General features: G+C 68.0%; 37 protein-coding genes. 2 read left to right on the forward strand and 35 right to left on the reverse strand.

The window, feature by feature from the left end; all coding sequences use genetic code 11:
- Window positions 1–97: 97 nt before the first annotated feature.
- The 3 genes from rpsI to FGW37_RS13920 all read right to left on the reverse strand — a co-directional run bounded on the left by rpsI (window position 98) and on the right by FGW37_RS13920 (window position 2,973).
- Window positions 98–607 carry a 30S ribosomal protein S9 gene (gene rpsI, locus FGW37_RS13910; RefSeq protein ID WP_058046811.1) on the reverse strand — a complete coding sequence of 170 codons (510 nt, stop codon included), beginning with the start codon at window positions 605–607 and terminating at the stop codon, window positions 98–100.
- A gap of 46 nt (window positions 608–653) precedes the next feature.
- Window positions 654–1,100, reverse strand: coding sequence for a 50S ribosomal protein L13 (gene rplM, locus FGW37_RS13915; protein WP_030368385.1), 447 nt, complete (start codon window positions 1,098–1,100; stop codon window positions 654–656).
- A gap of 253 nt (window positions 1,101–1,353) precedes the next feature.
- The gene (locus FGW37_RS13920; RefSeq protein WP_179081369.1) at window positions 1,354–2,973 is read right to left on the reverse strand and encodes an ABC-F family ATP-binding cassette domain-containing protein; all 1,620 of its coding nucleotides are present in this window, start codon (window positions 2,971–2,973) and stop codon (window positions 1,354–1,356) included.
- A 65-nt stretch (window positions 2,974–3,038) separates the two neighbouring features.
- Between FGW37_RS13920 and FGW37_RS13925 the strand changes: the two genes are divergently transcribed.
- A complete protein-coding gene (locus tag FGW37_RS13925) occupies window positions 3,039–4,148 on the forward strand; it encodes a hypothetical protein (protein ID WP_246430386.1) in 1,110 nt (369 codons plus the stop codon).
- A gap of 226 nt (window positions 4,149–4,374) precedes the next feature.
- Here the strand turns inward: FGW37_RS13925 and FGW37_RS13930 are convergent, their stop codons facing one another.
- Window positions 4,375–5,205: a hypothetical protein gene (locus tag FGW37_RS13930; protein ID WP_179081370.1), complete on the reverse strand. Its 831-nt coding sequence runs from the start codon at window positions 5,203–5,205 to the stop codon at window positions 4,375–4,377.
- Between the two features lie 358 nt (window positions 5,206–5,563).
- Between FGW37_RS13930 and FGW37_RS13935 the strand changes: the two genes are divergently transcribed.
- Window positions 5,564–7,681 (forward strand): glycosyltransferase family 4 protein, encoded by a 2,118-nt coding sequence (locus tag FGW37_RS13935; RefSeq protein WP_179081371.1) that lies wholly within the window; start codon window positions 5,564–5,566, stop codon window positions 7,679–7,681.
- A gap of 54 nt (window positions 7,682–7,735) precedes the next feature.
- Here the strand turns inward: FGW37_RS13935 and truA are convergent, their stop codons facing one another.
- The 31 genes from truA to rpsJ form a co-directional block, all read right to left on the reverse strand.
- The gene (gene truA / locus FGW37_RS13940) at window positions 7,736–8,590 is read right to left on the reverse strand and encodes a tRNA pseudouridine(38-40) synthase TruA (RefSeq protein ID WP_179081372.1); all 855 of its coding nucleotides are present in this window, start codon (window positions 8,588–8,590) and stop codon (window positions 7,736–7,738) included.
- Window positions 8,591–8,669: 79 nt separating this feature from the next.
- Window positions 8,670–9,134, reverse strand: a complete 465-nt coding sequence (gene rplQ, locus FGW37_RS13945; RefSeq protein ID WP_030368392.1) for a 50S ribosomal protein L17 — start codon at window positions 9,132–9,134, stop codon at window positions 8,670–8,672.
- A gap of 182 nt (window positions 9,135–9,316) precedes the next feature.
- Window positions 9,317–10,339: a DNA-directed RNA polymerase subunit alpha gene (locus tag FGW37_RS13950; protein WP_004946635.1), complete on the reverse strand. Its 1,023-nt coding sequence runs from the start codon at window positions 10,337–10,339 to the stop codon at window positions 9,317–9,319.
- 130 nt (window positions 10,340–10,469) lie between these two features.
- A complete protein-coding gene (gene rpsK / locus FGW37_RS13955) occupies window positions 10,470–10,874 on the reverse strand; it encodes a 30S ribosomal protein S11 (RefSeq protein ID WP_003948617.1) in 405 nt (134 codons plus the stop codon).
- A gap of 104 nt (window positions 10,875–10,978) precedes the next feature.
- Complete coding sequence (rpsM, locus tag FGW37_RS13960; protein WP_030368393.1) at window positions 10,979–11,359, reverse strand: 30S ribosomal protein S13; 381 nt, start codon at window positions 11,357–11,359, stop codon at window positions 10,979–10,981.
- A 177-nt stretch (window positions 11,360–11,536) separates the two neighbouring features.
- Entirely contained in the window at window positions 11,537–11,650 is a 114-nt protein-coding gene (rpmJ, locus tag FGW37_RS13965) for a 50S ribosomal protein L36 (RefSeq protein WP_003956441.1), read from the reverse strand.
- Between the two features lie 59 nt (window positions 11,651–11,709).
- The gene (gene infA / locus FGW37_RS13970) at window positions 11,710–11,931 is read right to left on the reverse strand and encodes a translation initiation factor IF-1 (RefSeq protein WP_003956442.1); all 222 of its coding nucleotides are present in this window, start codon (window positions 11,929–11,931) and stop codon (window positions 11,710–11,712) included.
- A gap of 163 nt (window positions 11,932–12,094) precedes the next feature.
- Window positions 12,095–12,931, reverse strand: coding sequence for a type I methionyl aminopeptidase (map, locus tag FGW37_RS13975; protein ID WP_179081373.1), 837 nt, complete (start codon window positions 12,929–12,931; stop codon window positions 12,095–12,097).
- A gap of 93 nt (window positions 12,932–13,024) precedes the next feature.
- On the reverse strand, window positions 13,025–13,681 hold the full coding sequence (locus FGW37_RS13980; RefSeq protein WP_179081374.1) for an adenylate kinase: 657 nt from the start codon (window positions 13,679–13,681) through the stop codon (window positions 13,025–13,027).
- Window positions 13,681–14,994, reverse strand: a complete 1,314-nt coding sequence (gene secY, locus FGW37_RS13985; protein WP_058046819.1) for a preprotein translocase subunit SecY — start codon at window positions 14,992–14,994, stop codon at window positions 13,681–13,683. The genes FGW37_RS13980 and secY overlap by 1 nt, the downstream gene beginning before the upstream one ends.
- Window positions 14,995–15,196: 202 nt before the next feature.
- Window positions 15,197–15,652, reverse strand: a complete 456-nt coding sequence (gene rplO / locus FGW37_RS13990; protein ID WP_030368397.1) for a 50S ribosomal protein L15 — start codon at window positions 15,650–15,652, stop codon at window positions 15,197–15,199.
- A 1-nt stretch (window position 15,653) separates the two neighbouring features.
- The gene (rpmD, locus tag FGW37_RS13995; RefSeq protein WP_058046820.1) at window positions 15,654–15,836 is read right to left on the reverse strand and encodes a 50S ribosomal protein L30; all 183 of its coding nucleotides are present in this window, start codon (window positions 15,834–15,836) and stop codon (window positions 15,654–15,656) included.
- The gene (gene rpsE / locus FGW37_RS14000) at window positions 15,836–16,438 is read right to left on the reverse strand and encodes a 30S ribosomal protein S5 (RefSeq protein WP_030368399.1); all 603 of its coding nucleotides are present in this window, start codon (window positions 16,436–16,438) and stop codon (window positions 15,836–15,838) included. The genes rpmD and rpsE overlap by 1 nt, the downstream gene beginning before the upstream one ends.
- A 46-nt stretch (window positions 16,439–16,484) precedes the next feature.
- Entirely contained in the window at window positions 16,485–16,868 is a 384-nt protein-coding gene (gene rplR / locus FGW37_RS14005; RefSeq protein WP_179081375.1) for a 50S ribosomal protein L18, read from the reverse strand.
- A 3-nt stretch (window positions 16,869–16,871) separates the two neighbouring features.
- Window positions 16,872–17,411, reverse strand: a complete 540-nt coding sequence (gene rplF, locus FGW37_RS14010; RefSeq protein ID WP_030368401.1) for a 50S ribosomal protein L6 — start codon at window positions 17,409–17,411, stop codon at window positions 16,872–16,874.
- 22 nt (window positions 17,412–17,433) lie between these two features.
- The gene (gene rpsH, locus FGW37_RS14015) at window positions 17,434–17,832 is read right to left on the reverse strand and encodes a 30S ribosomal protein S8 (protein ID WP_058046822.1); all 399 of its coding nucleotides are present in this window, start codon (window positions 17,830–17,832) and stop codon (window positions 17,434–17,436) included.
- A 209-nt stretch (window positions 17,833–18,041) separates the two neighbouring features.
- A complete protein-coding gene (locus FGW37_RS14020; RefSeq protein ID WP_030368403.1) occupies window positions 18,042–18,227 on the reverse strand; it encodes a type Z 30S ribosomal protein S14 in 186 nt (61 codons plus the stop codon).
- A 5-nt stretch (window positions 18,228–18,232) separates the two neighbouring features.
- Window positions 18,233–18,793 carry a 50S ribosomal protein L5 gene (gene rplE / locus FGW37_RS14025; protein WP_030368404.1) on the reverse strand — a complete coding sequence of 187 codons (561 nt, stop codon included), beginning with the start codon at window positions 18,791–18,793 and terminating at the stop codon, window positions 18,233–18,235.
- Window positions 18,793–19,116 (reverse strand): 50S ribosomal protein L24, encoded by a 324-nt coding sequence (gene rplX / locus FGW37_RS14030; protein ID WP_058046823.1) that lies wholly within the window; start codon window positions 19,114–19,116, stop codon window positions 18,793–18,795. Before rplX ends, rplE begins: the two co-directional genes overlap by 1 nt.
- Before the next feature lie 3 nt (window positions 19,117–19,119).
- The gene (rplN, locus tag FGW37_RS14035; protein WP_030368406.1) at window positions 19,120–19,488 is read right to left on the reverse strand and encodes a 50S ribosomal protein L14; all 369 of its coding nucleotides are present in this window, start codon (window positions 19,486–19,488) and stop codon (window positions 19,120–19,122) included.
- 125 nt (window positions 19,489–19,613) lie between these two features.
- The gene (gene rpsQ, locus FGW37_RS14040) at window positions 19,614–19,895 is read right to left on the reverse strand and encodes a 30S ribosomal protein S17 (RefSeq protein ID WP_019888756.1); all 282 of its coding nucleotides are present in this window, start codon (window positions 19,893–19,895) and stop codon (window positions 19,614–19,616) included.
- Complete coding sequence (rpmC, locus tag FGW37_RS14045) at window positions 19,895–20,119, reverse strand: 50S ribosomal protein L29 (protein WP_030368408.1); 225 nt, start codon at window positions 20,117–20,119, stop codon at window positions 19,895–19,897. The genes rpsQ and rpmC overlap by 1 nt, the downstream gene beginning before the upstream one ends.
- Window positions 20,119–20,538, reverse strand: coding sequence for a 50S ribosomal protein L16 (gene rplP, locus FGW37_RS14050; RefSeq protein WP_030368409.1), 420 nt, complete (start codon window positions 20,536–20,538; stop codon window positions 20,119–20,121). The genes rpmC and rplP overlap by 1 nt, the downstream gene beginning before the upstream one ends.
- A gap of 5 nt (window positions 20,539–20,543) precedes the next feature.
- Window positions 20,544–21,371 carry a 30S ribosomal protein S3 gene (rpsC, locus tag FGW37_RS14055; RefSeq protein ID WP_179081376.1) on the reverse strand — a complete coding sequence of 276 codons (828 nt, stop codon included), beginning with the start codon at window positions 21,369–21,371 and terminating at the stop codon, window positions 20,544–20,546.
- Window positions 21,371–21,718, reverse strand: coding sequence for a 50S ribosomal protein L22 (gene rplV, locus FGW37_RS14060; RefSeq protein ID WP_031012097.1), 348 nt, complete (start codon window positions 21,716–21,718; stop codon window positions 21,371–21,373). The genes rpsC and rplV overlap by 1 nt, the downstream gene beginning before the upstream one ends.
- Window positions 21,719–21,759: 41 nt before the next feature.
- The gene (gene rpsS, locus FGW37_RS14065) at window positions 21,760–22,041 is read right to left on the reverse strand and encodes a 30S ribosomal protein S19 (RefSeq protein WP_004950443.1); all 282 of its coding nucleotides are present in this window, start codon (window positions 22,039–22,041) and stop codon (window positions 21,760–21,762) included.
- A gap of 12 nt (window positions 22,042–22,053) precedes the next feature.
- Entirely contained in the window at window positions 22,054–22,890 is an 837-nt protein-coding gene (gene rplB / locus FGW37_RS14070; protein WP_120756560.1) for a 50S ribosomal protein L2, read from the reverse strand.
- 41 nt (window positions 22,891–22,931) lie between these two features.
- Window positions 22,932–23,255: a 50S ribosomal protein L23 gene (gene rplW, locus FGW37_RS14075; protein WP_058046827.1), complete on the reverse strand. Its 324-nt coding sequence runs from the start codon at window positions 23,253–23,255 to the stop codon at window positions 22,932–22,934.
- The gene (gene rplD / locus FGW37_RS14080) at window positions 23,255–23,905 is read right to left on the reverse strand and encodes a 50S ribosomal protein L4 (RefSeq protein ID WP_179081377.1); all 651 of its coding nucleotides are present in this window, start codon (window positions 23,903–23,905) and stop codon (window positions 23,255–23,257) included. The genes rplW and rplD overlap by 1 nt, the downstream gene beginning before the upstream one ends.
- 7 nt (window positions 23,906–23,912) lie before the next feature.
- Window positions 23,913–24,557, reverse strand: a complete 645-nt coding sequence (gene rplC, locus FGW37_RS14085; RefSeq protein ID WP_030368416.1) for a 50S ribosomal protein L3 — start codon at window positions 24,555–24,557, stop codon at window positions 23,913–23,915.
- 13 nt (window positions 24,558–24,570) lie between these two features.
- Window positions 24,571–24,879, reverse strand: coding sequence for a 30S ribosomal protein S10 (gene rpsJ / locus FGW37_RS14090; protein ID WP_003948644.1), 309 nt, complete (start codon window positions 24,877–24,879; stop codon window positions 24,571–24,573).
- Between the last annotated feature and the right edge of the window lie 347 nt (window positions 24,880–25,226).

Raw genomic sequence — 25,226 nt, forward strand, 5'->3', positions numbered from 1 at the left:
TACGCCGATACGTCCCGGGTGACCGATAGCCGAAACGCCCCGGCGGGCACGGAGCGTGCCGCCGGGGCGTTCGAGCAGAAGCAGCGAAGCCGCGTGATTAGCGCTTGCTGTACTGCGGGGCCTTGCGGGCCTTCTTGAGACCGGCCTTCTTGCGCTCGACCGCACGGTCGTCGCGGCTCAGGAAGCCGGCCTTCTTCAGCGGGCCGCGGTTGTTGTCCACGTCCGCCTCGTTCAGCGCGCGGGCCACGCCGAGGCGCAGGGCGCCGGCCTGGCCGGAGACGCCGCCACCCGAGATGCGGGCGATGACGTCGTAGCGGTCGTCGAGCTCGAGCACCTTGAAGGGCTCGTTGACTTCCTGCTGGTGCACCTTGTTGGGGAAGTAGTCCTCAAGGGTGCGACCGTTGATCTTCCACTTGCCGGAGCCCGGAACGATCCGGACGCGGGCGATGGCGTTCTTGCGACGGCCCAGGCCGGCGGCCGGCTGCGGGTCGCCGAAGCGGGACGCGAGGGACTCGGAGGTGTACTCCGACTCAACGACCTCGGTCTCGGTGGTGTACTCCTCGACGCCCTCGGTCTCAAGGGGGGTCTCGGCGGTGGTCTCAGCCACGATTCTCCTCAGATGCTTTCTGTCTGGTTCGGCGGTGTGGCCGGGACTAGCCCTGCTTGACCTGGGTGATCTCAAACGGGACCGGCTGCTGGGCGGCGTGCGGGTGCTCGCTGCCCGAGTACACCTTCAGCTTCGAGAGCATCTGACGGCCCAGGGAGTTCTTGGGAACCATGCCCTTGATGGCCTTCTCGACGGCCTTCTCCGGGTTCTTGTCGAGCAGCTCGTCGTAACGAACCGAACGCAGACCGCCCGGGAAACCGGAGTGGCGGTAGGCCATCTTCTGGGTCTTCTTGTTGCCGGACAGGTGAACCTTGTCGGCGTTGATGATGATGACGAAGTCACCCATGTCCATGTGCGGCGCATACACAGGCTTGTGCTTGCCACGCAGGAGGTTGGCGGCCTGAGAGGCCAGACGGCCCAGGACGACGTCCTGCGCGTCGATGATGTGCCACTGGCGCTGGACATCGCCGGGCTTGGGGCTGAACGTACGCACGGTCGTAGCCTTCGCTTCTTCAGTGAGTGGGTCCTGACACGGCCCGCCGGAGGCGGCTGCCTGCGAGGGACGCACTCCGGGGACGCAACCCGGGTGCATGCCGCTGGCGGCCACTCTGGTGGGCAAGCGTAAGGGCCCCTCGCGTGAGAACGACCAAGCCAATACGCATAACGAACTCGTAGAGTACCGGGCGCCCACCGGCGGGGTCAAAACACATGGTCTCACCGGCGCCGGAGCACGGCCACCCGGCCCACTACCGGCTACGCGCCACGCGCCCCTCGTCCCACACGGGCTCGGGAACCTCCCGGACCCGCCCGTCCGCGCCGAAGACCACGAAACGATCGAACGAGCGAGCGAACCAGCGGTCGTGTGTGACGCAAAGCACCGTCCCCTCGTACGCCTCCAGACCCTCCTGAAGCGCCTCCGCGCTCTCCAGGTCCAGGTTGTCCGTGGGCTCGTCCAGGAGCAGGGCCGTCGTACCCGCCAGCTCCAGGAGAAGGATCTGGAAGCGAGCCTGCTGGCCGCCCGAGAGCTTCTCGAAGGGCTGGTCGCCCTGCTTCTCCAGCTCGTACCGCCGCAGGGCGGACATCGCCCCGCCGCGGTCCTTGGCGTGCTCCGTCCACAGGATGTCGACGAGCGTGCGCCCCAGCAGCTCCGGGTGGGCGTGGGTCTGCGCGAAGTGCCCCGGCACGACGCGGGCGCCCAGCTTCCACTCGCCCGTGTGCGCCACGTCCTCCCCGGCCAGGAGCCGCAGGAAGTGGGACTTGCCGGAGCCGTTCGAGCCCAGCACCGCCACCCGCTCGCCGTAGAAGACCTCCAGGCCGAACGGCTTCATCAGGCCGGTCAGCTCCAGGTCCGCGCAGGTCAGGGCGCGCACGCCGGTACGGCCGCCGCGCAGCCGCATCCGGATGTCCTGCTCGCGGGGCGGCTCCGGCGGCGGGCCCGCCTCCTCGAACTTCCGCAGCCGGGTCTGCGCCGCGGCGTACCGCGAGGCCATCTCGTGGCTGACGGCGGCCGCCTGCCGCAGCGTGATCACCAGCTTCTTCAGCTGGGCGTGCTTCTCGTCCCAGCGCCGCCGCAGCTCCTCGAAGCGGGCGAAGCGCTCCTTGCGCGCCTCGTGGTACGTGGCGAAGCCACCGCCGTGCACCCAGACGTCGCTGCCCGCCGGGCCCGGCTCGACGCTGATGATCTTCTCGGCGGAGCGGGCCAGCAGCTCGCGGTCGTGGGAGACGAAGAGGACCGTCTTCTTCGTCTCGCGCAGCTTCTCCTCCAGCCAGCGCTTGCCGGGGACGTCCAGGTAGTTGTCCGGCTCGTCGAGCAGCAGGACCTCGTCCGTGCCGCGCAGCAGGGACTCCAGGACGAGCCGCTTCTGCTCGCCGCCGGAGAGCGTGCGCACCTGGCGCCACTGCGCCTTCTCGTACGGGACGCCGAGCGCGGCCATGGTGCACATGTCCCACACGGTCTCGGCCTCGTAGCCGCGGGCCTCGGCCCAGTCGGAGAGGGCCTGCGCGTAGGCCATCTGCGCGGCCTCGTCATCACGCTCCATGATCGCGGTCTCGGCCTCGTCGACCGCCTTCGCGGCCTCCCGGATCCGGGGCTGGGCGACGGAGACCAGCAGGTCACGGACCGTGCGCTCGTCCCGCACCGAGCCCACGAACTGCGGCATCACGCCGAGGCCGCCGCTGACGGAGACCGCGCCGCCGTGCGGCTGCAGCTCGCCGGCGATCAGGCGCAGCAGCGTGGTCTTGCCGGCGCCGTTGGCACCGACGAGGGCGACCGCGGCGCCCTCGCCCACGCGGAAGGAGACATCGCCGAGGAGCACCCTCCCGTCCGGGAGGTAGTACTCCAGATGTGCCGCTTCCACATGTCCCATGGGCAGGATTCTCCCTGCTCGCCGAAGGGGCGACCAACACGTTTTCGCGGTTTACGATGCACGCCATGAGCTTTGGGCAGGCAGGGCCGTACGGGCCCCCGGGGGATCCGCAGCAGCCGAACCAGCAGCCGGGTCCGCCCCCGGGGCCGCCGCCGGGCTCACAGCCGGGCTCGCAGCCGATGCCGCCGGCCGGGCAGTTCGGGCCGCCGCCGGACCTGTCGCCGCAGCAGCCGCAGCAGCCGCCCGCGCAGCAGCAGCCGCACCCCCTGCCTCAGCAGGCGCAGCCGCAGACGCAGCCGGCGCCCCAGCAGCCCGTGCCGCCCGCCCCGCCCGCGCCGTGGGCCTCCGCCCCGGGCCAGGCCTCGCAGACCCCCGACTGGGACGCCCTCGCCGACACCACCGCAGCCCGCGGCCGGCGCCGCAAGTGGCTGCTGATCGGCGGCGGCGCGCTGGCCACGGTCGCCGTCGCCGGCACCGTGGCGGCCCTCGTCGTCGGTTCGCACAAGGGCGGCAAATCCGCCTCCGGCCTGCCGTCGCCGCAGAAGCTGCCGAGCTCCTCCGGTTCGCCCGAGCCGTCGTTCTCGCAGGTCGCGCCGCCGCCTCCGCCCAACCCGCGCGACTTCATAGCCGGCGCGGACAAGGACAAGGCGCCGCTCAGCACGAAGACGCTCTTCCCGCACAGCAAGCCCTCCCTCGACAAGCGCAAGTACGACCGCGTCGACACGGCCACGACCGAGGACTGCGCCTCGGCGACGCAGGGCGGGCTCGGCTCCGTCCTCGCCGACAACGGCTGCCGGAAGGTGCTGCGGGCGACGTACAAGCGGGACGGGGTGGCGGTGACGGTCGGCGTGGCCGTCTTCGACACGAAGGCCGCGGCCGACAAGGCCAAGGAGCAGTCCACGGGGAACATCGCCTCGCTCCCGGGCGACGGCCCCTCCTTCTGCCGGGCCACGGCCTGCCGCCTGACCGCCAATGCGGAGGGGCGCTACGCGTACTTCACCGTGGCCGGCTACCTCAACGGCAAGGCCGTCCCCGACGACGACAAGGACGCCCTGCAGGCGGGCCGCGACGTGGCGGGCTACACCTTCCGCCGCATCATGGCCCGGGCGAACTCCCAGGCGGCGGCATCGGTGGCCACGGCCACCCCGTCCCCGGCGAACAAGAAGCAGGCCTAGGCAGCCGGGCGGGCAGGCACCCGCCGGGGGCTCCGGCGGGCGCCGGCCCAGCGCAGCGCCGCCCTGCCGCAGGCAGAGAAAATCCCGCCGCAACGGCGCTCAGCCCCCGCCGGGCAGTCCGGCGGCGCCGAACCCGCCCCAGCCCGTACGGCACCGCCGTGCAGCGCACCCGCGCGGCGGATTCAAGGCAAAGGGGTGCGCACCTGACCTGCCGGGACGGCGCAGGTCACCCGCCGTCGCCCCCGTCCCCCGCCTCCCCGCCCTCCCCCACCGCCATCGGTGAGGAGGGCGGCGGCACCGTGGGGGCCTTTTGTTCTGCGCGTTCCAGTTTGGCGATCTGCGCGTCGACGAGTTCCGGTGGGATTTCGACGTCCTCGGGGTCGGACAGGCTGGTGGCGAAGAACATCGCGAGCGTGGCGCCCGAGCGCACGACCGTGATCAGGCTCGGCGCCCGCTCCGCAGCGTTCTCCAGCCGGTAGGCGACCGCCTCGTCCCCCAGCCGGGGCGCCGTGAGCGTCCGGACCGCCCGGAACTCCTGGGGTTCGCCCTCCCCGGTGCGCATGCGGAAGCCGCCCGCGCAGCCGGCCGCGGCGGACCGCAGCCCGTCGAGCGTGGAGACCGCGCCGTCGCCGCGGTAGGTGGAGACGCGGATCATCCCCATGAGGCCCTCGAAGTCGAGGTCCTCGCCGGCCTTGGCGAAGGTGTTGACGACGGACGCGGCCGGCGCGGGCCGGGGCCGGGAGCCGAGGGCCTCGACGAGGGGCCGGCAGGAGACGTCGTCGGCGACGGGGCGCCCGCCGCCGGCGGCCCAGCTGCCCGCGCGTTCGATCTGGAAGCCGGGGACCTCGCGCGGCCCCAGCTCGACATGCCTGAGCTGGGCGGAGCTCAGTATGCGCACGGCACCGCGCGTGTCCTTGGCCTCGCCGCGGCCGCCGCCGCGGCCGCCTCCTCCGCCGGAGCCACCGTTGCCGTCGAGTCCGCCGTCGCCGCCACTGCCGCCGCATCCCGCCGTCAGCCCGAGGGCCACGACCGCGGAGACCGCCACCATCGCCTTCACAGGGCCCAGCCTCCCAGCGCCTGCGAGGTCCGTCCCCGCGCCACGCCCGGCCACCCGGTTACCCTCTGGACTGCCGTTCGATGCACCGCTTGACGGAAGCGTCGCGACTACCCCTACAGTTCGCTCGCCCGAACAAACGGACGGACTCCACGTGCGGAGGAGAACGATCTCACCCTTGACGTAAGCGACGTGACTCAAGCCACAATGTAGCCTCGACAGGCAACCGAAATCCCTCCCAACGGTCTTAACCGACGGATCGGACCGGACCACCGAAGCATCCGGCCGACAGGGGAGACCCGCACACCCAGGCCAGGGGGAAGGACGGACGCGCCGCCCGTAGCGCCGCGCACACACCGCCATGAAGATCTCTTTCCTTTTGCAGAACGCCTACGGCATCGGCGGCACGATCCGCTCCACCTTCAACGTCGCCGGCGCGCTCGCCGCCCGGCACGACGTGGAGATCGTGTCCATCCACAGGACCGGTGGCACACCCAAGCTCCCCCTGCACCGCAAGGTGAAGCTGGTCCACCTGATCGACACCCGCGCCGAGACCGGCGCCGACCGGGACAACCCGCTCCTGGAGCAGGACAGCGCCCACATCCCGCCCGTCGAGGCCAAGGGCGCCCACTTCAACGCCCTGACCGACAAGCGCGTTGCCGAGCACCTCGCCCGCACCGACGCCGACGTCGTCATCGCCACCCGCCCCGGCCTCGTGATGTACCTGGCCGAATTCGGGCAGGACCGCTATCTGCGGATCGGCCAGGAGCACCGGATCTACGGCACCCACGAGCCGAACATCCGCGCCGCCCAGGACCGCGCCATCCCGCACCTCGACGCGCACACCGCCGTCTCCGACGCCGACGCCGCGACCCACCGCGAGCAGTTCCCCGGCGTCAGGACCAAGCTCGTCGCGCTGCCCAACGGCGTCCCCGCCTCCGAGGTCGAGCCCTCCGACGGCAACGCCAAGCTCGTCGTCGCCGCCGGCCGCCTCATCCCCGTCAAGCGCTACGACCTCCTCGTCAAGGCCTGGGTCACCGTCGCCGCGGCCCGCCCCGACTGGAAGCTGCGCATCTACGGCCGCGGCCCCCAGCAGGCCAAGCTGCGCGAGCAGATCGACCAGCTCGGCCTCACCGAGCACATCACCCTCATGGGCCCCCACTCCCCCATCGAGACCGAGTGGGCCAAGGGCTCCATCGCCGCCGTCACCTCCCGCGAGGAGTCCTTCGGCATGACGATCGTGGAGGCCATGAACTGCGGCGTCCCCGTCGTCGCCACCGACTGCCCGCACGGCCCCGGCGAGATCATCAAGGACGGCCACGACGGCCTCCTCGTCACCAACCTCGACAGCGACGCCATCGCCAAGGGCCTCCTCAAGCTCATCGAGGACGACGAGCTGCGGCACGCCATGGGCAAGGCCGCCCGTGTCTCCGCCGAGCGCTACCACCCCGACGCCATCGCCCGCCGCTACGAGGAGCTCATCGAGAGCCTCGGCGGGGTCCGCGACGGCTCCGCCCCGGCAGCGGCCCCCGCGGGCTCCGGCCCCGCCGAGCGCAAGCCCGCGCCCGTCCCGCTGACGAAGATGCTGCGCCGCACCGCCGGCAAGCTCCTCCGCCCGCTGCGCCGCGGCGTCGCCAAGCCCTCCACCCCGCCGGTGAAGGCCGCGATCAAGGAGATCGTCCGCAAGCCGCTGCGCTGCACCGCCTCCTGCCGCGTCGACGCCGACGGCAACATCCTCGTCTCCGTCGACCGCAAGGGCCTCTCCGGCGAGAAGCTCTCCCTCACGGTCACCCGCCGCAAGGAGGGCAAGCCCGTCGCCGTGCCCCTGAAGGCACCGGCCGGCCCGAAGGACCCGTACACCGCCGTCCTCGACCGCAAGCAGCTGCGCCTGGGCGAGGGCCGCTGGGACCTCCACGTCGTCCGCGGCGACGACGGCGCCCGCCGCCGCGTCGTCTCCCACCTCGCCGAGGGCCGCGGCCTGGTCGAGCTGGAGCCGCTGCCCGGCGCCCCCTTCACCTGGTGGGTGCCCTACCCGACGGTCGACGGCTTCCTCGCCCTGCGCGCCTGGAACCGTCCCGTCCACGCCGAGGCCCGCCTCGTCCGCCAGGACGAGACCGCCCTCACGGTCGAAGGCACCCTGCACGGCGCCGAGTTCGCCGACGGCACCGAGCCGGTCCTCGTCGCCACGCCCCGCACGGACACGGCCGACACGGTCACCGCGCAGGTCACCGCCGTCGGCGGCACGGCCTTCCGGGTGACCGTCCCCTACGCCGAGCTGCGGCACGCCCGCGGCACCGGCGAGGAGAACACCGTCTGGGACCTGGCCCTGCGCCTGACCCCGGACGGCGAGCCGGTCAAGGTCGCCCGCCTCGTCGGCGACATCGTCGACCGCAACAAGACGGACCTGTACCCGAAGGTCGACGGCATCAAGCCGTACTTCACGGTCAACAGCGACCTGGCGGTCAGCTGCCCCGCTTAAATACGAAAACGGCGGTGGGGCACGGCTTTTCGCCGTGCCCCACCGCCGTTTTCGCTAGCAGCAGCCCGCGCCGGGCAGCGACCTCTTGTTCCGAGCCGCGAGGTTACGAGCCGCCAGCTCGGAGTCGGCCGGATAACCGACCTCCTCCAGAGTGAGCCCGTGCGGCCGCACCACATGCACGGCGGAATCCCGCACCCCGGCGGCCAGCACGCGGCCCGGCCACTCCACCGGCCGGTGCCCGTCACCCACGAACAGCAGCGCACCCACCAGCGACCGCACCATGTTGTGGCAGAACGCATCCGCCCGCACGGTCGCCGTGATGACGCCGGAGGCGTCCCGCTCCCAGCTCAGCTGCTGCAGCGTCCGAATGGTCGTCGCACCCTCGCGCCGCTTGCAGTAGGCGGCGAAGTCGTGCTCGCCGATCAGCGCCTTCGAGGCCGCGTTCATGGCATCGACGTCCAACGGCCAGTCGTGCCACAGCACATGACCGCGCAGCAGCGGATCCACACCGCCGTGATGGTCCGTCACCCGGTAGGCGTAGCGCCGCCAGATCGCGGAGAAGCGCGCGTTGAACCCGGCCGGCGCCTCGGCGACCTTCCACACCCGAACGTCGTGCGACAGCCGCCCCGCCAGCCGGCGCAGCAGCTTCTCCTCGTGCTCGGCCCACACCTCGGCCGGCAGGTCGACGTGCGCCACCTGGCCCCGGGCGTGCACTCCGGCGTCGGTACGGCCCGCGACCGTCAGCTCGTACGTCTCCTTGGACCGCGTCACGGTCCGGATCGCGTCCTCCAGCTCGCCCTGCACCGTGCGCTGGCCCTCGCGCTGCTTGGCCCAGCCGGAGAAGTCCTTGCCGTCGTACGACAGGTCCAGCCGCACCCGTACGTAACCGGGTGCCACCTCGTCACTCACCAGGGGTTCCTCTCAGAAATGCGGGACGGGCCCGCCCCCGGAAAAGGGGCGGGCCCGTCACTGACACGCATCAGCGGTGTCAGGCGTCCTTCGACTCCTCGGCCGGAGCCTCGGCAGCAGCCTCGGACTCCTTGACCGCACGCTTGGTGGCGGCCTCGGCCTCGGCGACGGTCGCCTTCTTGGCGATCTCGCCCTCGACCAGCTCGATCACGGCCATCGGGGCGTTGTCGCCACGACGGTTGCCGATCTTGGTGATACGGGTGTAGCCACCCGGACGCTCGGCGAAGCGCGGAGCGATCTCGGTGAAGAGCACGTGCACGATGCCCTTGTCCGTGATCGTCTGCAGCACCTGGCGACGGTTGTGGATGTCGCCCTTCTTCGCCTTGGTGATCAGGCGCTCGGCGACCGGACGCAGGCGGCGGGCCTTGGCCTCGGTCGTCGTGATGCGGCCGTGCTCGAAGAGCGACTTGGCGAGGTTCGCCAGCATCAGCTTCTCGTGCGCGGCACCGCCGCCCAGACGGGCACCCTTGGTGGGACGCGGCATGGTGTTTCTCCTAGGTGTCTGCCCCGGCCGTATGAGGTACCGAGGTCAGTATCCGAGCGGGCGGTCGCCCGTCGGAGATCCGGGGCACGCCCCGGAAGGGCCGCGCCCCGTAAGGGGCGCGGGGAACTGCGCGACCAGCCGAAGCGGACCCGCAGCCAAAGAACAATCCTGCCGGACGGCTCTTAGTACTGCTCGGTCTCGACGAACCCGGCGTCCGCGTCATCGTCCGCGCCGAAGGCGTCCGCGGCAGCGGTCGGGTCGAATCCGGGCGGGCTGTCCTTGAGGGCCAGGCCCATGCCGGCCAGCTTCGCCTTGACCTCGTCGATCGACTTCGCACCGAAGTTGCGGATGTCGAGCAGGTCGGCCTCGGAGCGGGCGACGAGCTCACCCACGGAGTGGATGCCCTCGCGCTTGAGGCAGTTGTACGAGCGGACCGTGAGCTCGAGCTCCTCGATCGGCAGCGCCAGGTCGGCGGCCAGGGCGGCGTCCGTCGGGGACGGGCCCATGTCGATGCCCTCGGCGTCGATGTTGAGCTCGCGGGCCAGACCGAACAGCTCGACCAGGGTCTTACCGGCGGACGCCATGGCGTCGCGCGGGCGCATGGCCTGCTTGGTCTCGACGTCGACGATCAGCTTGTCGAAGTCGGTGCGCTGCTCGACTCGGGTCGCCTCGACCTTGTAGGTGACCTTGAGGACCGGCGAGTAGATGGAGTCGACCGGGATACGGCCGATCTCCTGGCCCACCTGCTTGTTCTGGACGGCGGAGACGTAGCCGCGACCGCGCTCGACGGTCAGCTCCATCTCCAGCTTGCCCTTGGCGTTCAGGGTCGCCAGGACCAGGTCGGGGTTGTGCACCTCGACACCGGCCGGCGGGGCGATGTCGGCGGCGGTGACCAGACCCGGGCCCTGCTTGCGCAGGTACATCACGACCGGCTCGTCGTGCTCCGAGGAGACGACCAGCTGCTTGATGTTCAGGATGAGGTCGGTGACGTCCTCCTTGACGCCCGGCACGGTGGTGAACTCGTGCAGGACACCGTCGATGCGGATGGACGTGACCGCCGCACCCGGGATCGAGGAGAGGAGCGTACGGCGCAGGGAGTTGCCGAGGGTGTAGCCGAAGCCCGGCTCCAGCGGCTCGATCACGAACCGGGAGCGGAACTCGTCGACGACCTCTTCGGTCAGCGAGGGGCGCTGAGCGATCAGCATGCGATGAATCCTTCAGTCATGGACACCCACTATTTGATGTCCTGAGGTACTACAAGGGTACGGGCGGCACGCCTCCGAGGAGCCGTACCGCCCACACTCTCAAGGCAGCAACCGTGCGAACGGCGCAGCGTCAGACGCGGCGGCGCTTCGGCGGACGGCAGCCGTTGTGCGGGGTCGGGGTGACGTCCTGGATGGAGCCGACCTCGAGACCGGTCGCCTGGAGCGAACGGATGGCGGTCTCACGACCGGAACCCGGGCCCTTGACGAAGACGTCGACCTTACGCATGCCGTGCTCCTGCGCACGACGCGCGGCGGACTCGGCGGCCATCTGCGCGGCGAACGGGGTGGACTTGCGCGAGCCCTTGAAGCCGACGTGGCCGGCGGAGGCCCAGGAGATCACGTTGCCGGTCGGGTCCGTGATGGACACGATCGTGTTGTTGAACGTGCTCTTGATGTGCGCGTGGCCGTGAGCGACGTTCTTCTTTTCCTTGCGGCGCACCTTCTTGGCAGCGCCCTGACGACCCTTGGGGGGCATGTCTTACTCCTGATGGAGGGAGGTGGTCGGTCCTACAGCGAAGACCGCTGGAATGCGGCCGACCCGGGGGTTACCCCCCGGAGCACCGCAGCGTCCGCTGTGGACTACTTCTTGCCCGGCTTCTTCTTGCCGGCGATGGCGCGACGCGGGCCCTTGCGGGTACGAGCGTTCGTGCTGGTGCGCTGACCGTGGACCGGCAGGCCGCGACGGTGACGCAGACCCTGGTAGCAGCCGATCTCGACCTTGCGGCGGATGTCGGCCTGGATCTCGCGACGGAGGTCACCCTCGGTCTTGAGGTTGGCGTCCACGTACTCGCGGATCTTGACCAGGTCCTCTTCGGGAAGGTCACGAACGCGGGTGTTCGGGTTCACACCGGTGGCGGCGAGAGTCGCCTGCGACTGGGTGCGGCCGATACCGAAGACGTAGGTGAGTGCAACCTCCACGCGCTTGTCGCGCGGGATGTCAACACCGGAAACGCGTGCCATTCAATGGCTCCAGATGTTCTCGGGGGTCTGACACAGAACCGATCCCGGCCGCCGTACTAGGTACGTTCCGGGTCCCCGGCCCCCGCCGGAGGTATCGCCAGTGAGCACTGGACGGGTTCTGCGTATGTACGTTTTTGCTCGCGTCGCGCGAAGAAACTGCGAAGTGCAGGTTCTGCGTCAGCCCTGGCGCTGCTTGTGGCGCAGGTTGTCGCAGATGACCATGACCCGGCCGTGGCGGCGGATCACCTTGCACTTGTCGCAGATCTTCTTGACGCTCGGCTTGACCTTCATGGGTGTGAGGTTCTCCGGGTCAGTGCCGTCGCCCCGTACGAGCGGGACGCCGACAAGATCTACTTGTAGCGGTAGACGATCCGGCCACGCGTCAGGTCGTAGGGAGAGAGCTCCACGACGACCCGGTCATCCGGAAGGATGCGGATGTAGTGCATCCGCATCTTGCCGCTGATGTGCGCGAGGACCTTGTGACCGTTCTGGAGCTCCACCTTGAACATTGCGTTCGGCAGAGACTCGATCACGGTGCCCTCGATCTCGATGGCACCTTGCTTCTTGGCCACGCTTCGCCTTTCGAATCGGCTACCTTGATCAACTCTCGTATGTGCGTGCCATCGGTACGAAGGCATGCGGATACACGAGAGCCGACGCGTCAGTCTACGTCAGGGCAACCCGAAAGACTAATCCAGGGGTGACTGCCCAGCCGCAGTGATCCTTAAGCGGAGGTCAGGCGAGCGGGTCCGGAGCCGCGGTGACCCCGTATTCCGCCAGCTTCGCCTTGCCCCCGTCGACCGCTGTCAGGACCAGCGGGCCTTCCTCCGTCAGGGCGACGGAGTGTTCCCAGTGGGAGGACCAGGACATGTCGTCCGTGAGGACCGTCCAGTCGTCCTCCAGGACGTGCGTACGGGCCGTGCCGAGGCTCACCATGGGCTCGATGGCGATGCAGAAGCCCGGGACGAGCTTGGGGCCCTTGCCGCGCTTGCGCGAGACGTAGTTCAGCAGGTGCGGGTCCATGTGCATCTCGGAGCCGATGCCGTGGCCGCCGTAGTCCTCGATGATCCCGTACTTCCCGGAGGCCGGGCGGGGCTGGCGGCGGATGTAGGTCTCGATGGCCCGGGAGATGTCCACCAGGCGGTTGCCGTTCTTCACGGCGGCGATGCCGGCCCACATGGACTCCTCGGTCACCCGGGAGAGCTCCAGCAGCTCCGGAGCGTGACCGGTGCCCACGAAGGCCGTGAAGGCCGCGTCACCGTGCCAGCCGTCGATGATGGCGCCGGCGTCGATGGAGATGATGTCGCCGTCCTTGAGGACGGTCTTCGCATCCGGGATGCCGTGGACGACGACCTCGTTCACCGAGGTGCAGATGGTGGCGGGGAAGCCGCCGTACCCGAGGAAGTTCGACTTCGCGCCGTGCTCGGCGATCACCTTGCGGGCGACGTCGTCCAGGTCCTTGGTCGTGGCACCGGGCACGGCCGCCTCCCGGGTGGCCGCGTGCACGGCGGCGACGACCAGGCCGGCCTCGCGCATCTTCGCGATCTGCTCGGCGGTCTTGATCTCGACCATGGGATGCCTTCCTGGGTCTTGCGGTCCAAATGCTCAAACAAACACTACGGCCGCGGTGCCCCGAAGGGCACCGCGGCCGTGGCACAGGCCATGTCAGGCGGCTTCGCGCTCCAGCGCGGCCATCGCCCGCTCCGTCACCTCGACGACCTTGCCGAGGGCCGAGATCGTCACCACGAGGCCCTGGGCCTTGTAGTAGTCGATGATCGGCTCGGTCTCGCTGTGGTAGACCTCCAGCCGGCGGCGGACGGTCTCCTCGCTGTCGTCCTCGCGCTGGTACAGCTCGCCACCGCACGCGTCGCACACACCCTCGGTCTTCGGGGGGTTGTAGATCACGTGGAAGATGTGGCTGCTGTCCTTGCGGCACATCCGGCGGCCGGCGATCCGCTTGACGACCTCGTCCTCCGGGACCTCCAGGTCCAGGACGGCGTCGAGCTTGAGACCGTCGGCCTTGAGGATGGTGTCCAGCGCCTCGGCCTGGGCCAGGTTGCGCGGGAAGCCGTCGAGCAGGAAGCCGTCGGCGGCGTCCGGCTTGTCCATGCGGTCCTTGGCCATGCCGATGGTGACCTCGTCCGGCACGAGCTGGCCGGCCCGCATGTACTCCTGGGCCTTCTGGCCCAGGGGCGTGCCCTGGCTGATGTTCGCCCGGAAAAGGTCGCCCGTCGAGATGTGCGGGATCGCGAGGTTCTTGGCGAGGTACGCGGCCTGCGTACCCTTGCCGGCGCCGGGCGGCCCGACGAGGACGATTCGCATCAGCGGAGGAACCCTTCGTAGTTGCGCTGCTGAAGCTGGCTCTCGATCTGCTTCACAGTCTCCAGACCGACACCCACGATGATCAGGATGCTGGTTCCCCCGAACGGGAAGTTCTGGTTCGCGTTGAGTGTGACCAGTGCCACCGTGGGCACCAGGGCGATCAGGCCCAGGTAGAGCGAGCCCGGCCACGTGATGCGGTTCAGCACGTAGCTCAGGTACTCCGCGGTGGGACGACCTGCCCGGATGCCCGGGATGAACCCACCATACTTCTTCATGTTGTCGGCAACTTCTTCGGGGTTGAAGGAGATGGCGACGTAGAAGAAGGCGAAGAAGACGATCAGCAGGAAGTAGGTGGCCATGTAGATCGGGTGGTCACCCTTGACCAGGTTGGCGTTGATCCAGTTCGCCCAGCCCGCCTTGGAGCCGGTGAACTGCACGAGCAGCGCCGGGATGTAGAGCAGCGACGAGGCGAAGATGACGGGAATCACGCCCGCCTGGTTCACCTTGAGCGGGATGTAGGTGGACGTACCGCCGTAGGAACGGCGGCCGATCATGCGCTTGGCGTACTGCACGGGGATCCGGCGCTGGGCCTGCTCGACGAAGACGACGAGCGCGACCATCGCGAGGCCGCACAGGATGACCAGGGAGAACTCCAGCCAGCCGCCCATCAGGCTGCCCTGGAGCTTGATCGCCCACAGGGAGCTCGGGAAGCCGGCGGCGATGGAGGTGAACATCAGGATCGACATGCCGTTGCCGATACCGCGGTCGGTGATGAGCTCACCGAGCCACATGATCAGCGCGGTACCGGCGGTCATGGTGATGACCATGACGACGGTGGTGAAGATCGACTGGTTGGGAACGATCTGGTTCCCGACGGTGCAGCCCCCGAACAAGGCACCGCTGCGGGCCGTGGCGACCAGGCCGGTGCCCTGAAGGATCGCAAGAGCCACGGTCAGATAGCGCGTGTACTGCGTGATCTTTGCCTGTCCCGACTGCCCCTCCTTCTTGAGGGCTTCCAGCCGTGGAATGACGACGGTCAGGAGCTGCAGGATGATGCTCGCCGTGATGTACGGCATGATCCCGAGCGCAAAGATCGTGATCTGCAGCAGCGCGCCACCACTGAACATGTTCACGAGGCCGAAGAGGCCCTGACCACTCTTGGTCTGGTCCATGCACATCTGGACATTGCGGTAGTCGACTCCCGGCACCGGCACATGAGCACCGAGTCGGAAGAGCACCATGATGCCCAGCGTGAACAGCAGCTTCTTGCGCAGGTCGGGCGTCTTGAACGCCCGGGCGAACGCGGTGAGCACGGTGCCTCCTGCGCCTCTCACGTTGCCACGCGAGAGGTGACGGTCTTGAGGATCGACGAATACTTATCAGTCAAAATCCGCGCGGACACAGGCCGCGCGGAGGTTAACAGTGCACGCCACCTTACCGGCGACCGTGCCCCCCTTGGAACGACCAACCGGGGATGCCCCTTTTGGGACATCCCCGGTTGTCAGTTCAACGAGCTCAGACGAGCTCGGTGACGGTGCCGCCGGCAGCGGCAATCTTCTCCTTGGCGGAGCCGGAGACGGCGTCAACCGTCACCTGCAGCGCCACGGAGATCTCGCCCTGGCCCAGGACCTTGACGAGCTGGTTCTTACGAACCGCACCCTTGGCGACCAGGTCGGCCACCGTGACCTCGCCACCCTGCGGGTAGAGCGCGGCCAGCTTGTCCAGGTTCACGACCTGGAACTCGGTACGGAACGGGTTCTTGAAGCCCTTGAGCTTCGGCAGGCGCATGTGGAGGGGCATCTGCCCACCCTCGAAGCGCTGCGGAACCTGGTAACGGGCCTTGGTGCCCTTGGTACCACGACCTGCGGTCTTACCCTTGGACGCCTCACCACGACCGACACGGGTCTTGGCGGTCTTGGCGCCCGGGGCAGGACGGAGGTTGTGGACCTTCAGCGGGTTCTGCTCCGCCATGTCAGTCGACCTCCTCAACCGTCACGAGGTGGCGGACGGTCTGCACCATGCCGCGGATCTCGGGACGGTCCTCCTTGACAACCACGTCGTTGATCTTCTTGAGACCAAGCGAACGCAGGGTGTCGCGGTGGTTCTGCTTGCTACCGATGTAGGACTTGACCTGCGTGACCTTGAGGCGAGCCATTACGCACCCGCCCCTGCACGCGCCCGCAGCAGAGCGGCGGGAGCCACGTCCTCCAGCGGCAGGCCACGACGGGCGGCGATCTCCTCGGGACGGGAGAGTCCCTGGAGGGCCGTCACCGTGGCGTGCACGATGTTGATCGGGTTCGAAGAACCGAGCGACTTCGACAGGATGTCGTGAACGCCGGCGCACTCGAGCACGGCACGCACCGGGCCACCGGCGATAACACCGGTACCGGGGGAAGCCGGCTTGAGCAGGACGACGCCCGCGGCCTTCTCGCCCTGGATCGGGTGCGGGATGGTGCCCTGGATACGGGGGACCTTGAAGAAGTTCTTCTTGGCCTCTTCCACGCCCTTGGCGATGGCAGCCGGAACTTCCTTGGCCTTGCCGTAACCGACACCCACGGTGCCGTCACCGTCACCCACCACGACGAGCGCGGTGAAGCTGAAGCGACGACCACCCTTGACAACCTTGGCGACGCGGTTGATCGCGACTACGCGCTCAACGTACGCGGTCTTCTCGGCGGCAGCGCCACCGTCGCGACCCTTCCGGTCCCGCCGCTCGCCGCCACCGGCACCGCTTCCGCGGCGCTGGGGTCCAGCCATTGGATTTACCTCTCTCTGTTACGTCCGCTAGCTCCGGAACCGGGGCTTAGAACTTCAGCCCGGCTTCGCGGGCGGCGTCCGCCAGAGCGGCAATGCGCCCGGCGTACTGGTTGCCACCGCGGTCGAACACGACGGCCTCGACGCCGGCGGCCTTGGCACGCTCGGCCACCAGGGCGCCGACCTTCTTGGCCTGGGCGCTCTTGTCGCCCTCGCCACCGCGGATCGAAGCGTCCAGGTGGGACGCCGACGCCAGGGTGTGACCCTTGAGGTCGTCGATGACCTGAGCGGTGATGCCACGGTTCGAGCGCGTCACGACGAGACGCGGGCGCTCGGCCGTACCCGACATGTTCTTGCGGATGCGGATGTGGCGGCGCTGCTTGGCGGCGCGCTTGTAAGCATCGCCCTTGGCGATCTTCACACCGTATGCCATGGCTTACTTACCAGCCTTTCCGACCTTGCGGCGGATGACCTCACCCGCGTACTTCACGCCCTTGGCCTTGTAGGGGTCGGGCTTGCGAAGCTTGCGGATGTTGGCGGCAACCTCGCCGACCTTCTGCTTGTCGATGCCCTCGACGCTGAGCTTGGTGGGGGACTCGACCTTGAAGGTGATGCCCTCGGGGGCCTCGATCAGGATCGGGTGGCTGTAGCCCAGGGAGAACTCCAGGTTGGAGCCCTTCGCCTGGACGCGGTAACCGACACCGCTGATCTCAAGAGCCTTGCTGTAGCCCGCGGTCACGCCGGTGATCATGTTCGCCACCAGCGTGCGGGACAGGCCGTGCAGGGCCTTGTTCTGACGCTCGTCGTTCGGACGAGAGACGACAAGGGTGCCGTCCTCGGCCTTAGCGATCTCGATGGGCGCGGCAACGGCGTGCGTGAGGGAACCCTTGGGGCCCTTCACGTGCACCGTACGGCCATCGATGGTGACGTCCACACCAGCGGGAACCTGGATGGGCAGCCGTCCAATACGCGACATTGGCTATTCCTCCGTTCCCTGGTTACCAGACGTAGGCGAGGACTTCCCCACCCACGCCCTTCTTGCTGGCCTGCTGGCCGGTCAGGAGACCGTGGGACGTGGAGATGATCGCCACGCCCAGGCCGCCGAGGACCTTCGGCAGGTTGGTGGACTTTGCGTAGACACGCAGGCCCGGCTTCGAGATGCGCTTGATCCCGGCGATCGAGCGCTCGCGGTTCGGACCGAACTTCAGGTCGATGACGAGGCTCTTGCCGACCTCGGCGTCCTCGACCTTCCAGCCGGCGATGTAGCCCTCCTGCTGCAGGATCTCGGCGATGTGCGCCTTGATCTTGCTGTGGGGCATGGCCACGGAGTCGTGGTAAGCCGAGTTCGCGTTCCGCAGACGGGTCAGCATGTCTGCGATCGGATCGGTCATGGTCATGTTTGGCCTTCGGCCTCTCTCGCCGGGGTTTCCTATGTGCGCCATCCCTCTCCCCGAACTGGGTCGGGGCGGGTGCGGCGCGGGGACCTACGGCGTAGTAAGACGGTCATGGGCGGCGGGCACCCAACCCTTCAACTCTACGCGAGTGAAGGATCGGGCCCCACCGTCCTTGATGCTTACCGAGAGCCCTGGTCAACCCAAGTGGGTTGTTACCAGGAGCTCTTGGTCACGCCCGGCAGCTCGCCACGGTGAGCCATCTCACGAAGGCACACGCGGCAGAGGCCGAACTTGCGGTACACGGAGTGCGGGCGGCCGCAGCGCTGGCAGCGGGTGTACGCGCGCACACCGAACTTGGGCTTGCGAGCAGCCTTGGCAATAAGAGACTTCTTCGCCATCTCGCTTACGCCTCCTTGAACGGGAAGCCGAGGTGACGAAGGAGGGCGCGGCCCTCGTCGTCGTTGGTCGCCGTGGTCACCACGGTGATGTCCATACCCCGGACGCGGTCGATCTTGTCCTGGTCGATCTCGTGGAACATGACCTGCTCCGTGAGACCGAAGGTGTAGTTGCCCCGACCATCGAACTGCTTCGGGGACAGACCACGGAAGTCGCGGATGCGCGGGAGCGCGAGCGACAGGGTGCGGTCCAGGAACTCCCACATGCGGTCACCACGGAGGGTGACGTGGGCGCCGATCGGCTGGCCCTCACGCAGCTTGAACTGCGCGATGGACTTGCGAGCCTTGGTGACGGCGGGCTTCTGGCCCGTGATCGTGGTGAGGTCGCGGATGGCGCCCTCGATCAGCTTGGAGTCGCGGGCGGCGTCGCCCACACCCATGTTGACCACGATCTTGGTGAGGCCGGGAACCTGCATGACGTTCTCGTACGAGAACTCCTCACGCAGCTTGCCGACGATCTCTTCGCGGTAGCGCAGCTTGAGACGCGGCGCGTTGGTGGTGGCAGTCATCAGATGTCCTCACCGGTGCGCTTGGCAACGCGGATCTTGTTGCCGTTGTCGTCGAAGCGGTAACCGACGCGGGTGACGACCTTCTTGCCGTCCTTCTCCACGATGAGCTGAACGTTGCTCACGTGGATCGGGGCCTCGGTCGTGACAATGCCACCGGTCTTGGAACCACGGGCGGTCTGGCCGGCCTTGGTGTGCTTCTTGACCCGGTTGACACCCTCGACGAGAACACGGTCCTCAGCGGGGAAGGCCTGGATGACCTTGCCCTGCTTGCCCTTGTCCTTACCGGTGATGACCTGGACCAGGTCGCCCTTCTTGATCTTCATCGGTTACAGCACCTCCGGCGCGAGCGAGACGATCTTCATGAACTTCTTCTCGCGCAGCTCTCGGCCCACGGGGCCGAAGATACGGGTGCCGCGGGGGTCACCGTCGTTCTTGAGAACGACAGCGGCGTTCTCGTCGAAACGGATGTACGAGCCATCCGGACGGCGGCGCTCCTTGACGGTGCGAACGATGACGGCCTTGATGACGTCACCCTTCTTCACGTTGCCACCGGGGATCGCGTCCTTGACGGTGGCGACGATGACGTCACCGATGCCCGCGTAGCGGCGACCCGAACCACCGAGAACACGGATGCAAAGGATCTCCTTGGCACCAGTGTTGTCGGCGACCCGAAGTCGCGACTCCTGCTGGATCACGTCTATCTCCTGATCGTCTGCCGGTTCCCGGCAGGGGCTCCGGGGAGCCCCTGCCGAGCCTGGCGGAACTTATCTGAGGGAAACCCCTCAGACAGATTGCATTGGAATTCCCTTGCGGGAATTACCTACTTGGCCTTCTCGAGGATCTCGACGACGCGCCAGCGCTTGGTGGCGGACAGCGGCCGGGTCTCCATCAGGAGGACGCGGTCGCCGACACCGGCAGCGTTCTGCTCGTCGTGCGCCTTGAGCTTGTTCGTACGGCGGATGACCTTGCCGTACAGCGCGTGCTTGACACGGTCCTCGACGGCGACGACGACGGTCTTGTCCATCTTGTCGCTGACGACGAGACCCTCGCGGGTCTTGCGGAAACCGCGCTCGTTCGTCTCAGTCACATTCTTCTCGCTCATCAGGCGCTCTCCACCGTCTCGATGCCCAGCTCACGCTCGCGCATCAGGGTGTAGATCCGGGCGATGTCCTTACGGACGGACTTGAGCCGACCGTGGTTCTCAAGCTGCCCGGTCGCCGCCTGGAAGCGGAGGTTGAACAGCTCTTCCTTGGCCTCACGGAGCTTCGCGACGAGGTCCTCGTCGTTCAGCTCACGCAGCTCGGTCGCCTTGATACCAGCGGCCATCACGACTCACCTGCCTCGCGCCGAACAATGCGGCACTTCATCGGAAGCTTGTGGGCGGCGCGGGTGAGCGCCTCCTTAGCGACCTTTTCGTTCGGGAAAGACAGCTCGAACATCACCCGACCGGGCTTGACGTTCGCGATCCACCACTCCGGAGAACCCTTACCGGAACCCATGCGGGTCTCGGCCGGCTTCTTGGTCAGCGGACGGTCCGGGTAGATGTTGATCCACACCTTGCCGCCACGCTTGATGTGACGCGTCATGGCGATACGAGCGGACTCGATCTGACGGTTCGTCACGTAGGCCGGGGTCAGGGCCTGGATGCCGTACTCACCGAAGGCGAGCTCGGTGCCACCCTTGGCCATGCCGTTCCGCTTGGGGTGGTGCTGCTTGCGGTGCTTGACCCTGCGAGGGATCAGCATGTCGGTCAGGCCTCCGTTCCGGTGGACTCAGCCGGAGCAGCGGCAGCGACCTCGGCCTTGGGGGCCTCGGCAGCGGCGTTCTGCTGCGGCTTGCGGCCGCGGCCGCCACGCTCGCCGCCACGGCCACCACGGGCCGGGCGCTCGCCGGCGCCACGGGACGGGCGGTTGCCCGCACGCGCAGCGGCGTTCTCGGCGCGGACCTCGGCGATGTTCTTGACGTCGCCCTTGTAGATCCAGACCTTCACGCCGATGCGACCGAAGGTGGTCTTGGCCTCGAAGAAGCCGTAGTCGACGTTCGCGCGGAGCGTGTGCAGGGGCACACGGCCCTCGCGGTAGAACTCCGAGCGGGACATCTCGGCGCCGCCGAGACGGCCACCGCACTGGATCTTGATGCCCTTGGCGCCGGCCTTCATCGTCGACTGCATGCTCTTACGCATGGCGCGACGGAAGGAGACGCGGGAGGACAGCTGCTCGGCGACGGCCTGGGCCACCAGCTGAGCGTCGACCTCGGGGTTCTTGACCTCGAGGATGTTCAGCTGGACCTGCTTGCCGGTCAGCTTCTCCAGCTCACCGCGGATACGGTCGGCCTCGGCGCCGCGGCGGCCGATGACGATGCCCGGGCGAGCGGTGTGGATGTCAACGCGGACGCGGTCGCGGGTGCGCTCGATCTCAACCTTCGAGATACCGGCGCGCTCCATGCCCTTCGTCATCATGCGACGAATGGCAACGTCTTCCTTGACGTAGTCCTTGTACAGCTTGTCGGCGTACCAGCGGGACTTGAAGTCCGTGGTGATGCCGAGCCGGAACCCGTGCGGGTTAACCTTCTGGCCCATTACCGGGTTCCTTCCTTGCTGCTGACGACCACGGTGATGTGGCTGGTCCGCTTGCGGATCCGGTAGGCACGGCCCTGGGCGCGCGGACGGAACCGCTTCAGGGTCGGGCCCTCGTCCACGAACGCCTCGCTGATGTACAGCGACGAAGCGTCCGTGTGGTCGTAGTTGTGCGCGGCGTTGGCAATGGCGCTGTCCAGCACCTTGCCCACCGGCACGCTCGCGGCCTGCGGGGCGAAACGCAGGACCGCCTGAGCCTCCGTGGCGTCCATGCCACGGATGAGGTCCACCACGCGGCGGGCCTTCATGGGCGTGACGCGGATGTACCGCGCCTGGGCCCTGGCTTCCATGGTTGTCCCTTCGGTGTCAGTCATAGTCGTTCGCACCCCGCTTAGCGGCGCTTCGACTTGCGGTCGTCCTTGACGTGGCCGCGGAAGGTGCGGGTCGGCGAGAACTCGCCGAGCTTGTGGCCGACCATCGACTCGGTGACGAACACCGGGACGTGCGTCTTGCCGTTGTGCACCGCGAGCGTGTGGCCGAGCATGGCCGGCACGATCATGGAGCGACGGGACCAGGTCTTGATGACGTTCTTGGTACCAGCCTCGTTCTGAGCGTCCACCTTCTTGATGAGGTGTCCGTCGACGAAGGGTCCCTTCTTGAGACTACGCGGCATCTAAACCCGCTCCTAGCGCTTCTTGTTCGTCTTGCGGCGGCGGACGATGTACTTGTTGCTCGCCTTCTTGGGAGAACGAGTACGACCCTCCTTCTGACCCCACGGGGAGACCGGGTGGCGACCACCGGAGGTCTTGCCCTCACCACCACCGTGCGGGTGGTCAACCGGGTTCATCGCGACACCGCGGACGGTCGGGCGAACGCCCTTCCAGCGCATGCGGCCGGCCTTGCCCCAGTTGATGTTCGACTGCTCGGCGTTGCCGACCTCGCCGACCGTGGCGCGGCAGCGGACGTCGACCAGGCGGACCTCGCCCGACGGCATACGCAGGTGGGCGTACTGGCCCTCCTTCGCCAGCAGCTGCACGGAGGAACCGGCAGAGCGGGCGAACTTGGCGCCACCACCGGGACGGAGCTCGATCGCGTGGATCGTGGTACCGACCGGGATGTTGCGGAGCGGGAGGTTGTTGCCCGGCTTGATGTCGGCGCCGGGGCCGTTCTCAATCCGGTCGCCCTGGTTCAGCTTGGCCGGGGCGATGATGTAGCGCTTCTCGCCGTCTGCGTAGTGCAGCAGCGCGATGCGAGCGGTGCGGTTCGGGTCGTACTCGATGTGAGCGACCTTGGCCGGCACGCCGTCCTTGTCGTGACGACGGAAGTCGATCACACGGTAGGCGCGCTTGTGGCCACCGCCCTGGTGGCGAACGGTCACACGACCGGCGTTGTTACGGCCGCCCTTGCTGTGCAGCGGGCGGACCAGCGACTTCTCCGGCGTGGACCGCGTGATCTCGACAAAGTCGGCGACGCTGGAGCCACGACGGCCCGGGGTCGTCGGCTTGTACTTGCGGATACCCATTTCTCAGTCCTCGTCCGATTCCGGACGACTCGGACTCCTGGTTAGGAGACCGGGCCGCCGAAGATGTCGATACGGTCGCCCTCGGCGAGGGTCACGATGGCGCGCTTGGTGTTGGCGCGCTTGCCGAAACCGGTCTTGGTGCGCTTGCGCTTACCCTGACGGTTGATCGTGTTGACCCCGGTGACCTTGACCGAGAAGACCGCCTCGACGGCCTGCTTGATCTGGGTCTTGTTGGCGCGCGGGTCGACGATGAACGTGTACTTGTTCTCGTCCAGCAGCGCGTAGCTCTTCTCGGAGACAACCGGCTTGACCAGGAGGTCGCGCGGGTCCGAGAACGTCTTGCTGGTGACGACGGCCTCAGTCATCAGGCCTCGCTCCCTTCGGTCTCAACGGCCTTGGGGCCAGACACGAAGGACTCGAAGGCGGCCTGGGTGAAGACCACGTCGTCGGAGACGAGCACGTCGTACGTGTTCAGCTGGCCCGGCTCCAGGATGTGAACCTGGGGCAGGTTGCGGGCGGACAGCCACGCGGCCTCGTTGGCGCGCTCGACGACCAGGAGCAGGTTCTTCCGCTCGCTGATCTTGCCGAACAGGCTCTTGGCGGCCTTGGTGGACGCCGCACCCTCGACCACGTCGGAGACGACGTGGATGCGGGAGTGACGCGCGCGGTCCGAGAGGGCACCGCGCAGGGCGGCGGCCTTCATCTTCTTCGGGGTGCGCTGCGAGTAGTCACGCGGCACGGGACCGTGCACGACGCCACCACCGGCGAACTGCGGCGCGCGGGTCGAACCCTGACGGGCGCGACCGGTGCCCTTCTGGCGGTACGGCTTCTTGCCACCGCCGCGGACCTCGCCACGGGTCTTGGTCTTGTGCGTGCCCTGACGGGCAGCGGCCAGCTGCGCGACGACGACCTGGTGGATCAGCGGAACGCTGACCTTCGCGTCGAAGATCTCCGAGGGGAGCTCGACGGTCCCGGCCTTGTCGCCTGCCGGCGAAAGGATGTCAATGGTGCTCATCGTTACCTCAGGCCCCCTTGGCCGCGGTACGGACCAGGACGAGGCCGCCGTTCGGACCAGGAACCGCGCCCTTGATCAGGAGCAGGCCCTTCTCCGCGTCAACGGCGTGGACGGTCAGGTTCTGGGTGGTGACCCGCTCGTTGCCCATACGGCCCGCCATGCGGAGGCCCTTGAACACACGGCCCGGGGTGGCGCAGCCACCGATGGAACCGGGGGAGCGGTGCTTGCGCTGCGTGCCGTGACCAGCGCCGAGACCACGGAAGTTGTGGCGCTTCATGACACCGGCGAAGCCCTTGCCCTTGCTCTTGCCGGTGACGTCGACCTTGACGCCCGACTCGAACACGGCAGCGGTGATCTCCTGGCCGAGCGTGTACTCGCTGGCGTCAGCGGTACGCAGCTCCACCAGGTGGCGGCGCGGGGTGACGTCGGCCTTGGCGAAGTGGCCCTTGAGGGGCTTGTTCACCTTGCGCGGGTCGATCTCGCCGAAGGCGATCTGGACCGACTCGTAGCCGTCGCTGTCGTTGGTGCGGACCTGGGTGACGACGCAGGGCCCGGCCTTGACGACGGTCACCGGGACGACCCGGTTGTTCTCGTCCCAGACCTGGGTCATGCCGAGCTTCTCGCCCAGGACGCCCTTAATGTTCTTAGCCATCTCGCGCGTCACCTCAGAGCTTGATCTCGATGTCGACGCCCGCCGGCAGGTCGAGACGCATAAGCGAGTCAACCGTCTTCGGCGTGGGGTCGAGGATGTCGATGAGGCGCTTGTGCGTGCGCATCTCGAAGTGCTCGCGCGAGTCCTTGTACTTGTGCGGCGACTTGATGACGCAGTACACGTTCTTCTCAGTGGGCAGCGGCACCGGGCCCGCGACCGACGCACCAGTGCGGGTCACCGTCTCGACGATCTTCTTCGCCGAGGAGTCGATGACCTCGTGGTCGTAGGCCTTGAGCCGGATGCGGATCTTCTGTCCCGCCATGGCTACTCAGTAGTCCTGTCTCTCGTAACGCTCTGGGACTCGGCCGGCTGCGCCCGGAATCACTTCCGAACGCGGTCTCTCCCCACTCCACCTCCGACCCACGCGGTCGGGCGTGTCGCGCCCCTTCCAGCAGATTTCCCTAAGGAAATTCCCTGGTGAAGGGGGTTGTGGGGGAAAGACACCCACCGAGCGCCTGGCTGGGGCCCCGCTGACACTTCCCGGAAGATTCCCGTACTTCCGCCCCTACACCTTTCGATGTAAAGCATGAGGCGACGAGTACTGCGGGACTCGCTTCCAGTCCTCCCGGCGGGAGGCGCGCAGCATCGGCACTCAACCGAGCAACCTGA

It is taken from the genome of Streptomyces rectiverticillatus (assembly GCF_013394065.1).
Taxonomy (GTDB): Bacteria; Actinomycetota; Actinomycetes; order Streptomycetales; family Streptomycetaceae; genus Streptomyces; species Streptomyces rectiverticillatus.